The organism is Longimicrobium sp., assembly GCF_036554565.1.
Lineage (GTDB): Bacteria > Gemmatimonadota > Gemmatimonadetes > Longimicrobiales > Longimicrobiaceae > Longimicrobium.
The window spans coordinates 1-10,495 of record NZ_DATBNB010000622.1 but is presented as its reverse complement, the minus strand read 5'-3'; the positions used below and the strand labels follow the sequence as shown (position 1 = coordinate 10,495).

General features: G+C 72.1%; 2 protein-coding genes. Both read left to right on the top strand.

What is annotated here, in order from left to right:
• The coding region (locus VIB55_RS17260; protein WP_331877912.1) for an amino acid adenylation domain-containing protein at positions 1–3,876 on the top strand (3,876 nt) is incomplete at its 5' end.
• 94 nt (positions 3,877–3,970) lie between these two features.
• A partial coding sequence (locus tag VIB55_RS17255; protein WP_331877911.1) for an amino acid adenylation domain-containing protein occupies positions 3,971–10,495 on the top strand: 6,525 nt, incomplete at its 3' end.

Below are 10,495 nucleotides of genomic sequence, written 5' to 3'. Positions count from 1 at the left end.
GCGCAGCAGAACCAGGACATCCCCTTCGAGCAGGTGGTGGAGCTGGTGCGGCCAGCGCGCTCCCTGGCGCATACTCCGCTCTTCCAGGTGCTGTTCGCCTGGCAGAACGCGCCCGAGAACGAGCTTGAGCTTTCCGGGCTGGCGCAGACGTCCGGGAGAGCGGCGCCGGCACCCGTGTCGCAGACGCCACCGGCCGCGCAGGCGGGGGCGGCCGCGCAGACCACGGCGAAGTTCGACCTGTCCCTGGCGCTCCTGGAGCAGGACGGGAGGATCGTGGGGAGCCTGACGTACGCCGCCGCGCTCTTCGAGCCGGCCACGGTGGAGCGCTTCGTCGGATACCTGCGGCTCGCGCTCGAGGCGATGGTCGCGGACGAGAGCCAGCCAGTAGACCGGCTGGAGATCGTCCGCGGGGCGGAGCGGCGCCTCGTCCTGGAGGAGTGGAACGCGACGGGACGTGCGTATCCCACCGACGGTCTGCGCGTCCATGACCTGTTCCGCGCGCAGGCTGTGCGGACACCGGATGCGGTCGCGCTCTCCTGGCGCGGCGAGCGGCTCACGTACGCCGAGCTGGAGTCGCGCGCGAACCGAATCTCCCACGCGCTGAGACGTCGTGGCGTGGGGCCGGAGGTGCGAGTGGGTATCTGCCTGCCGCGCACGCCGGATCTCGTGGCCGCGATGCTGGGCGTGCTGGGTGCGGGAGGTGCGTACGTGCCGCTGGACCCCGCGTATCCGCGCGAGCGGCTCGGCTACATGCTCGAGGACGCCGGGGTCGCGCTCGTCATCACGGAGTCGGGGCTGGCGGATCGCCTGCCGGAGGACGCGGCCACGCTCCTGCTCGACGTTGAGAATGAGGCCATCTCGGCGGAATCCGCCGATGCGTTCGAGAGCGGCGTCCTGCCCGAGAACCTGTCGCACGTCATCTTCACCTCCGGGTCCACCGGCCGTCCCAAGGGGGTGATGATCCGCCACTCCTCGGTCATGATCCTGCTGCACTGGCTGCGGGAGAACGTGACGGACGAGGAGCGCGCGTCGGTGCTCTTCTCCACCTCCATCAACTTCGACGTTTCCATCGCCGAGGTGTTCGGCACACTCGCCTGGGGCGGAAAGCTCGTGCTGGTGGAGAACGCGCTGGAGCTGGCGACGGTCGAAGAAGAAGTCGTGCACGTCAGCATGGTGCCGAGCGCGGCGGCGGAACTGCTGCGCGGCGGGGGCATTCCGGCGAGCGTCAAGACGCTGAACCTTGGCGGCGAAGCCCTGCCGAACGCTCTCGCTCAGGGGCTGTACGCACTGGGCACGGTGCAGAAGGTCGGCAACCTCTACGGGCCGACGGAGGACACGACGTACTCCACCTACTACGTGGTCCCGCGCGGCGCCGACCAGGTGCGGGTGGGCACGCCGGTGGCGAACACGCAGGCGTACGTTGTGGATGCGCACCTCCAGCCGGTGCCGGTCGGTGTAACGGGCGAGCTCTATCTGACGGGCGACGGGCTGTCGCGCGGCTACGCGAACCATCCCGCGATGACGGCGGAGCGCTTCGTCCCCTGCCCGTTCGGCCCGCCGGGGAGCCGGATGTACCGGGTGATGGACCGCGTGCGGCGGCGCGCGGCCGGGGAGATCGAGTACCTGGGCCGGATCGACTTCCAGGTAAAGGTGCGCGGCTACCGCATCGAGCTGGGCGAGATCGAGGCGCGGCTCGCGGAGCACCCGGGCGTGCGCGCGCCGGTGGTTCTCGTCCGCGAGGACGCACCGGGCGACCGGCGCCTGGTGGCGTACTACCTGGGGGAGGAGCCGGTCGTGGTGGATGCGCTGCGGGCGCATCTCGCCGAGCGCCTTCCGGAGTACATGGTGCCGGCGGCGTACGTGTGGATGGCGGCGTACCCGCTCACCCCGAACGGAAAGGTGGACCGCAGGGCGCTCCCCGCGCCGGAAGGGGACGCCTATGCGGCCGGCGAGTACGCGGCGCCGGTGGGCGAGACGGAGGAGGCACTGGCCGCCATCTGGGCTGCGGTGCTGGGCGTGGAGCGGGTGGGCCGCCATGACAACTTCTTCGAGTTGGGCGGGCACTCGCTGCTAGCGGTGCGGGTGATCTCGCGGATGCGGCAGGTGCTGGGGGTAGAGGCTCCGCTGGCGCACCTGTTCTCGCATCCGACGGTGGAATCGCTCGCCGCGCGCGTTTCCGGTGCGGAACTCCAGGCCGGGAGCGATGGTGCGATCGCCATCCGCTCGTCCGGCTCGCAGCCACCGCTCTTCCTGGTGCACGAGGGAGCGGGATCAACAGCGTACGCACAGGTGCTCCATCCTCACCTGGACGGCGACATCCCGGTGTATGCGCTGCCGGCGGCCCCCGCGGACGTACCCCTGCGGACCGTTGAAGGGATGGCGACACGGCTGGTGCGGATGATCCGCGAGGTGCAGCCCGCGGGGCCGTACCGGGTCGCCGGCTGGTCGTTCGGGGGCGTGCTCGCGTACGAGGTCGCCGCGCAGTTGATCGGACGGGACGAGATCGTGGAGTTCGTGGGGATGTTCGACAGCTATCATCCCGCCCACGCTCGTGCCGCTGACGGACCCCCCGAATCTCGCGATTGGGGGCTCGACCACGCGCTCATCCTGAACGCGCTCCGCACCGCCGACACCCTGCCCAGCGACGGGGGCGAAGAGGCCGCGGCGGGCGGGGACGAGGACCTGGGGACGTTCGTCCAGAGGTGCCGCGGCGAGGGGCTGCTTCCGCCCCACGTCACCGTGGCGCAGGCCCGGGCAGTGCGCGACCGGCTGCGCGGCCACCAGGCCGCCCTGCGCGAGTACTCGCCGCTGCGGATTCCAGTCCTGATCCACCAGTTCCCGGCCCAGCAGAGCCCCGAGGTGGACCCCACGCGCGGCTGGGGCGCCTTCCACCCGCAGCGGCTGCTCCGGGTGATCCCCGTGCCGGGAACGCACCTGTCGATGATGCAGCCGCCGAACGCCGCCGCGCTCGGCGAGGCGCTGTCGCGCGCGCTCGGCGGGGCAGGGGAGGGCGCGCCGCCGCCGTCCTCCGGGGCGGGTTCGCCGCTCGTCACGCTCCAGGGCGGCGCGGCCGGTGCCGCTCCCCTCTTCTGCGTGCCGGGGGCGGGAAGCGGCGTCACCAGCGTCGTCGACCTGCTGATGGCGCTGGACCCTTCCGTGCCGGTGCACGGGCTGCAGCCGCGCGGGGTGGACGGGGAAGCGCCGCCCCACACCACCGTGCAGGCGGCCGCGGAGCACTACCTCCGCGCGCTCCACGAGGCCTGCCCCGCGGGGCCCGTCCACCTGCTGGGCCACTCCTTTGGCGGATGGGTGGCGTTGGAGATGGCGCTGCGGCTCCACGCGGCCGGACGCCCCGTTGCGTCGCTGACCATTCTGGACAGCGAGGTGCCGGACGATTCCGATGCCGTCGTCCGCGAGTACGGCGGCGGGGAAGCCTTCCTGAAGCTGGTGGAGGTCCTGGAGCTGGCCACGGAGCGGTCCCTGGGGATCGGGCCTGCGGACGTTGCCTCGCGGGATGAAGCCGGGTGGCTGAAGCTCCTTCACGGGAAGATGGTCGGGCTCGGCCTCCTGGGCGCGCGCGCGGCGCCCGACGTGCTGGCCGGCCCCTTCCGGACGTTCGCGCGGTGCCTGCGCACCGCCTACCGTCCGTCGGGCGTCTACCCCGGCCGGTTGCGCCTGGTGCTCGTGGACGATCCCGCGAAGGACGAGGCCGCCAACCGCGCGCAGTTCGCCGAGGTCGAGCGCGGATGGCGGAAGTGGGCGCCCGGGCTGGTGTTCTCGATCGGCGCGGGCAACCACATCACCGCGCTCAAGGCGCCCCACGTGGCCGTGCTCGCCCGGCTCCTCGCCGAAGATCGCGCCGCGTGCGAGGGGTGACGCGCGTCTGCGCGAGGGGCTCCTCGCGCCGTTTGCCAAACACGACTCTGACGGGCCGCGCCGGCCCGTTCACCGCGACCCTCGTTTTCGCCCCATGACGTTGCCCCCGTCCGTTACCAGCGCGGAAAAGCTGCTCAAGCTCGCCCGCGCCGCCAAGCTCCAGCGCAGCCCGGTGACGGCACCCATCGAGCCGGTGGACCGCGGTGGGCGGCTGCCGCTCTCCTTCGCGCAGCAGCGGCTGTGGTTCCTGGAGCAGATGGGTGGCCTTGGCGACACGTACCACATCCCCACGCAGCTGCGGCTGGGCCGGGAGCTGGACCTGCCGGCGCTGCGGCGTGCGCTGGACGCGGTGCTTGCGCGGCACGAGGCGCTGCGCACCACCTTCGTGGAGGTGCAGGGCGAGCCGGTTCAGCGCATCGCGCCCCCGGGCACCTTTCCCCTGGTGGAGCACGACCTGCGCGAGCACCCCCGCGCACGAGCGGAGCTGCGCCGGCTGTCGGCGGAGGAGGCGAGCGCGCTCTTCGACCTGGAGCACGGACCTCTGATCCGCGGGCGCCTGGTCCGCCTGCCCGGTGACGACCACCTCCTGCTCCTGACGATGCACCACATCGTCTCCGACGGCTGGAGCATGGAGGTGCTGACGCGTGAGCTGGGCACCCTCTACGCCGCCTTCCGCCGGGGAGAGGAGAACCCCCTCCCGCCGCTGACGATCCAGTACGCGGACTATGCGGCCTGGCAGCGGAAGTGGGTGGCCGGTGAGGTGCTGCGCGCGCAGGCGGAGTACTGGAAGCGGACGCTCGCCGGCGTCCCCGAGCTGCTGGAGCTGCCAACGGACCATCCGCGTCCCGCGCGGAAGGACCACGCCGGGGTCGCGCTGGGCATCGACCTGGGCGAGGAGCTCACGGCGGGGCTGAACGCGCTCAGCCAGCGCCACGGCACCACGCTTTTCATGACGCTGCTGGCGGGGTGGGCCGTAGTGCTGGGCCGCCTGTCGGGACAGCACGACGTGGTCGTCGGCACCCCCAGCGCCAATCGCGGCCGCACGGAGATCGAGGGGCTGATCGGCTTCTTCGTCAACATCCTCGCCCTGCGCATGGACCTGTCCGGCTCGCCCACCGTGGCGGAGCTGCTGGAGCAGGTACGGGCGCGGTCGCTGGGTGCGCAGCAGAACCAGGACATCCCCTTCGAGCAGGTGGTGGAGCTGGTTCAGCCCGCGCGCAGCATGGCGCACACGCCGCTCTTCCAGGTGATGTTCGCCTGGCAGAGCGCGTCGGAGGCCCGGCCGGCGCTCCCTGGCTCCAAGACGGGAGGCGTGGGACCGGCGTCGCAGACGACGGCGAAGTTCGACCTGTCGCTCGCGCTGGGGGAGTCGGGCGGGCGCATCGTGGGGAGCCTGGTGTACGCCACGTCGCTGTTCGAGCAAGCCACCATCGAGCGCCACCTGGCGTACCTGCGCCGGGTGCTGGAGGCGATGGCCGCCGACGACCTCCAGCGCGTGGATGCGCTCCCGCTTCTGCCCGATGCCGAGCGGCGCCTCGTCCTGGAGGAGTGGAACGCGACGGGCCGCGCGTATCCCACCGATGGTGTCCGCGTCCACGACCTGTTCCGCGCGCAGGCGGCGCGGACGCCGCACGCCATCGCGCTCTCCTGCCGCGGCGAGCGGTGGACGTACGCGGAGCTGGAGGCGCGGTCGAACCAGATCGCCAACTCGCTGCCGCGCCGTGGCGTGGGGCCGGAGGTGCGCGTGGGCATCTGCCTGCCGCGCACATTGGATCTCGTGACCGCGATGCTGGGCGTGCTGGGCGCGGGTGGCGCGTACGTGCCGCTGGATCCCGCGTATCCGCGCGAGCGGCTGGGCTACATGCTCGAGGACGCCGGGGTGACGGTCGTCATCACCGAGTCGCGGCTGGCCGACCGCCTGCCGGAAGGCGCGGCCACGCTCCTGATCGATCGCGAGCGCGACTCCATCGCGGCGGAATCCGTCGAGGCGTTCGAGTCCGGCGTCGTGCCCGAGAACCTGTCTCACGTCATCTTCACCTCCGGGTCCACTGGCCGTCCGAAAGGGGTGATGATCCGCCACTCGTCCGTCGTCGTCCTGCTGCACTGGCTGCGGGAGAACGTGACGGATGAGGAGCGCTCGTCGGTGCTCTTCTCCACCTCCATCAACTTCGACGTTTCCATCGCCGAGGTGTTCGGCACGCTCGCCTGGGGCGGCAAGCTGGTCCTGGTGGAGAACGCGCTGGAGCTGGCCACGGTCGAGGAAGAAATCGTGCACGTCAGCATGGTGCCGAGCGCGGCGGCGGAACTGCTGCGGGGCGGGGGCATCCCGGCGAGCGTGAAGACACTGAATCTGGGTGGCGAAGCCCTGCCGAACGCGCTGGCGCAGGGGCTGTACGCGCTGGACACGGTGCAGAAGGTCGGAAACCTCTACGGGCCGACGGAAGACACCACCTACTCCACCTACTACGTGGTCCCGCGCGGCGCCGACCAGGTGCTGGTGGGCACGCCGGTGGCGAACACGCAGGCGTACGTGGTGGATGCGCGCCTCCAGCCGGTGCCGGTCGGCGTCACGGGCGAGCTCTACCTGTCGGGCGACGGCCTGTCGCGAGGCTACGCGAACCATCCCGCGATGACCGCGGAGCGCTTCGTTCCCTGCCCGTTCGGCGCGCCTGGGAGCCGGATGTACCGGGTGATGGACCGCGTACGGTGGAAACAAAGTGCGGAAGTGCGTGAGTGCGTTAGTGCGGAAGTGAAGGCCGTGCGCACTCACGCACTGACGCACTCACCCACTGCTGTGCTCGAATACCTGGGCCGGATCGACTTCCAGGTGAAGGTGCGGGGCTACCGAATCGAGCTGGGCGAGATCGAGGCGCGGCTGGCGGAGCACCCGGGCGTGCGCGCGCCGGTGGTTCTCGTCCGCGAGGACGCACCTGGCGACCGGCGGCTGGTGGCGTACTACCTGGGGGATGAGCCGGTGGCGGTGGATGTGCTGCGGGCGCATCTCGCCGAGCGCCTGCCGGAGTACATGGTGCCGGCGGCGTACGTGTGGATGCAGGCGTACCCGCTCACCCCGAACGGCAAGGTAGACCGCCGGGCGCTTCCGGCGCCGGAAGGGGACGCCTACGCGGCCGGCGAGTACGCCGCGCCGGTGGGCGAAACGGAAGAGGCGCTGGCCGGGATCTGGGCGGAGGTGCTGGGAGTGGAGCGGGTGGGCCGCCATGACAACTTCTTCGCGCTGGGCGGGCACTCGCTGCTCGCGGTGCGTGTGATATCGCGGATGCGTCAGGTGCTGGACGCGGAGGTCGGGATCGCCGACCTGTTCGAGCGCCCGGTGCTGGCGGATCTCGCGCGCGCCATCGGGAACGCGGCCAGCGCCGGGCTCCCGCCGATCCGGCGGGTGGATCGGGCCGGGCGGCTGCCGCTCTCCTTCGCGCAGCAGCGCCTCTGGTTCCTGGAGCAGCTCGACGATCTGGGCGATACGTACCACATCCCCATGCGCCTGCGGTTCGGCGGGGAGCTGGACCGCGCGGCGCTGCGGCGTGCGCTGGATGCGATTCTCGCGCGCCACGAGGCGCTGCGCACGACGTTCGTGGAGGTGGACGGCGAGCCGGTGCAGCGGATTGCGGAGGAGAGCGCGTTTCATCTCCTGGAGCACGACCTGCGCGGGTATCCGGAACCCGCGGCGGAACTGCGGCGGCTGTCGGCGGAGGAGGCGGGCGCGCCCTTCCACCTGGATCAGGGCCCCCTGATCCGCGGCCGTCTAATCCGGCTGGCGGAAGACGACCACCTGCTGCTCCTGACGATGCACCACATCGTCTCCGATGGCTGGAGCATGGGGGTGCTGACGCGGGAGCTGGGTGCGCTCTACGACTCCTTTCGCCGCGGCGATCCCGATCCGCTCCCCCCGTTGCCGGTGCAGTACGCGGACTACGCGGCGTGGCAGCGGGAGTGGGTGAATGGCGAGGTGCTGCGGGAGCAGGCGGAGTACTGGACGAAGACGCTCTCCGGTGCGCCGGCGCTGCTGGAGCTGCCCACCGACCATCCGCGCCCCCTGCGACAGGACCATGCCGGCGGCACCGTGGGGATCGACCTGGGCGAGGAGCTCACGGCGCGGTTGAAGGCGCTGGGCCAGCGCCGCGGCACCACGCTTTTCATGACGCTGCTGGCGGGGTGGGCCGCGGTGCTGGGGCGCCTCTCGGGGCAGGACGACGTGGTCGTCGGCACGCCCAGCGCCAACCGGGGGCGCACTGAGATCGAGGGACTGATCGGCTTCTTCGTCAACACGCTGGCCCTGCGCGTGGACCTTTCCGGCCCGCCCACCGTGGGGGAGCTGCTGGAGCAGGTACGGGAGCGGGCGCTGGGCGCGCAGCAGAACCAGGACATCCCGTTCGAGCAGGTGGTGGAGCTCGTGCGTCCGGCGCGCAGCCTGGCGCACCCGCCGCTCTTCCAGGTTATGTTCGCCTGGCAGAGCGCGTCCGAGGCCGGGCCGGAGCTCCACGCTCCCCGGGCGGGAGGCGTGGCCCCGGCGTCGCAGGCGGCGACAGCCAAGTTCGACCTGTCTCTCGCGCTGGGAGAGGCGGGCGGGCGCATCACCGGGAGCGTGACGTTCGCCGCGGCGCTCTTCGAACGGGCAACGGTGGAGCGCTACACCCGCTACCTGCGCCGGGTGCTGCAGGCGATGGCCGCCGACGAGAGCCAGCCCGTGGACGCGCTCCCGCTGCTGCCGGAGAGCGAGCGGCGCCTGGTGGTGGAGGAGTGGAACGCGACCGATGCGGCGTATCCGCGGGAGCTGTGCATCCACGAGGTGTTCGAGGCGCAGGCGCGGCGGACGCCGGCCGCGGTGGCCGTCGTCTTCGACGGTGACGAGCTCACCTACGCCGAACTCAACGCGCGCGCGAACCGGCTGGCGCACCACCTCCGCACGCTCGGCGTGGGGCCTGACACGCGGGTGGCGCTCTGCCTGGAGCGCGGGGTGGAGATGGTGGTGGCGATGCTGGCCGTGCTCAAGGCCGGCGGGGCGTACGTGCCGCTGGATCCATCGTACCCGGACGAGCGGCTGCGCTACATGCTGGCCGACAGCCGTCCCGCGGTGCTGCTGGCGTCGGGCCCACTGGCGGCGCGGTTCGCGGATGCCGGCGTGCCGGTGCTCGACCCCGCGAACGACGCGGCGTGGGCGCATCTCCCCGTCACCGAGCCGCGGCCGGCCGGGCTCTCGCCCGACCACCTCTGCTACGCCATCTACACCTCCGGCAGCACCGGGCTTCCCAAGGGCGTCGCGGTGCCGCACCGCGGCGTGGCGAGCCTGCTGGCTGACGTGCAGCGCCGCGCGCCAATCGGCGAGGGCGACGGGTGCAGCCTGTGGACCAGCACCAGCTTCGACGTCTCCGTCTACGAGATCTTCTCCGCGCTGCTGGCCGGCGGGCGGCTCTGCATCCCCCGCGACGAAGTGCGGCTGGAGGCCGGGGCTTTCCTCGACTGGATGGAGGCGCACCAGGTACGCAGCGCCTACCTGCCGCCGTACTTCCTTTCCGAGCTGCGTGAGCGCGTCGTCCAATCGCCCGGGCGAAGCGGGCTGCATCGCCTGCTGGTGGGGGTGGAGCCGATCGCTGAGCCGCTGCTGGCGGAGATCCGGCGGAGCGTCCCCGGGCTGCGGATCATCAACGGGTACGGGCCCACGGAAACCACCATCTGCGCCACCCTCCACGACGTGCCCGAGACGGCGCGTGGCGATCGGGTGACGCCGATCGGCGCGCCGGCGGCCAATACCCGCGTGTTCGTGCTGGATGCGTGGATGCAGCCGGTGCCGATCGGCGTCGTCGGCGAGCTGTACGTGGGCGGCGTGGGGGTGGCTCGCGGATACCTGGACCGCCCGGCGCTGACCGCGGAGCGCTTCGTTCCCGACCCGCTCTCGGGCGAGCCGGGCGCGCGGCTGTACCGAACGGGCGACCGGGGCCGATGGCTGCCGGAAGGGGCACTGGCGTTCGCCGGCCGCACCGACGCACAGGTGAAAGTGCGCGGGTACCGCGTAGAGCCCGGCGAGATCGAGGCGCGGCTGCTGGAGCACCCGGCGGTGCGCGAGGCCGCCGTCCTGGCGCGAGAGGACGCGCCGGGCGACAGGCGGCTGGTGGCGTACGTGGTCGGCGACGAGACGGGGGCGGAGCCGCTCCGCGCGCACCTGGCCGAGCGGCTCCCCGAGCACATGGTCCCCGCGGCATACGTGCGGCTGGCCGCAATGCCGCTGACGCCCAGCGGCAAGGTGGACCGCAAGGCGCTCCCCGCGCCGGAGGGCGACGCGTTCGCGCGGCGCGGCTACGAGCCGCCGGTGGGCGAGACGGAGCAGGCGCTCGCGGAGGTCTGGTCGGAGCTGCTGCGCGTTGAGCGGGTGGGGCGCCACGACAACTTCTTCGAGCTGGGCGGGCACTCGCTCCTGGCGGTGCAGGTGATCGCGCGGATGCGGCAGGTGCTGGGGGTGGAGGCTCCTCTGGCGCACCTGTTCTCGCATCCCACGGTGGAATCTCTCGCCGCGCGCGTTTCCGGCCCGGAAACCCGGGTCCAGAGCGACCGCGCAATCGCCATCCGTCCGTCCGGCTCGCAGCCCCCGCTCTTCCTGGTGTACGAG